This window comes from Hyphomonas sp. GM-8P, from assembly GCF_003263315.1.
GTDB lineage: Bacteria > Pseudomonadota > Alphaproteobacteria > Caulobacterales > Hyphomonadaceae > Hyphomonas.
Genome location: NZ_AWFE01000140.1, coordinates 1 through 1,380, shown reverse-complemented (window position 1 = coordinate 1,380; position 1,380 = coordinate 1). Strand labels below are relative to the sequence as shown.

Annotated in this window: 1 protein-coding gene; it reads left to right on the top strand. The window is 56.1% G+C overall.

Annotated elements, in window-relative coordinates; genetic code table 11:
* Positions 1 to 77: 77 nt before the first annotated feature.
* Positions 78 to 1,118 (top strand): IS110 family transposase, encoded by a 1,041-nt coding sequence (locus HY26_RS18735; RefSeq protein ID WP_112074348.1) that lies wholly within the window; start codon positions 78 to 80, stop codon positions 1,116 to 1,118.
* Positions 1,119 to 1,380: the final 262 nt, after the last annotated feature.

The window sequence follows — 1,380 nt, the reverse complement described above, 5'->3', positions numbered from 1 at the left end:
TGATGGTGTGGACACCCCCAACCTCCGCAAGCAGTCTGCGGATCATGGTCACTATCAATGAGGAGAAAGGGAACGGGATGTCCAACTATACAGTGGGAATAGATATCGCCAAACGCGTGTTCCAGGTGCACGTTGTGGATGCTAACGGTGAGGTCCAGGCAGCGAGGAAGTTGCGCAGATCTGAGTTTCTCGGCTTTCTTTCAAAGCTTCCACCCAGCCTTATCGGAATGGAATCCTGCTCTTCCGCGCATCACTGGGCGAGAGAACTTTCGGCCATGGGACATGAAGTGAAGCTCATGAACCCGATGTATGTGAAACCGTACATCAAGCGCGGAAAAAATGACGCGGTGGACGCTGAAGCCATATGCGAAGCGGTCACCAGACCCACAATGCGGTTCGTCCCGATCAAGTCCGTCGATCAGCAATCAGTTCTCATGGTTCATAGAACGCGATCGCTGTTGATCAAGCAGCGCACGATGTTGGTGAATGCCCTGCGGGGCCACCTCGCAGAGCTTGGTATCGTGGCGCCAGTCGGGATCGAGCGGATTGCAGAGCTCGTCGACCGCGTCACTGGACGCGAAGGCGACGAGGTCGGCATTCCGCCGCTCGTTCGGTCCCTGGTGGAGGTGTTTGCACAGCAGATCAGCACGATAACGGAAGAGGTCAGAGCACTGGAAAAGAGCCTTCGAAGCTGGCACCGAACGAGTGAAGCCAGCCAAAGGCTGGCGACGATCCCTGGCGTTGGAGAGATCACCGCAACAGCGCTTGCTGCCACGGTTCCAGATCCATCCTACTTTCAATCGGGACGAGCTTTTGCCGCATGGTTGGGTCTGACGCCCCGATCAAATTCGTCAGGTGGAAAGGAACGAAACGGGCGAATAACGAAAGCCGGCGACCGGCACTTGCGGACGTTATTGGTGCTCGGGGCGACTAGCGTCATTCGAAGAGTCCGAGCAGGACAGCCCACACCAATCTATAGCTGGGTGAACAGGCTTCTGGATAAGAAGCCTGCGCGGCTCGCGTCAGTGGCACTGGCAAACAAGTTGGCAAGAATAGCGTGGGCAGTCATGGCGAGAGGTACTGACTATCAGCCTCAGCGAGCCGCCTTAGCTTTGTAAGAAAGACGAGAAACGGATTTATAGGATCGGGAGAGCGTGCACCGTGAAATGATGAATACCGGTACCAGCCGGGGATCAGGACAACCCGTTCGCGTAGCAGCATCTATGTATGCGCAATTTTGATAGGGACCATGATCCGCGGACTTCATCAGGGCCCGCAGCCGGACTTGCTGCAACCACAAAGGCCGGACACATGAGAGCACTGAACCGGTGTGAGATTATTTTGCGAATGCGGGCTTGACCGCGGGGGTGTCCACACATG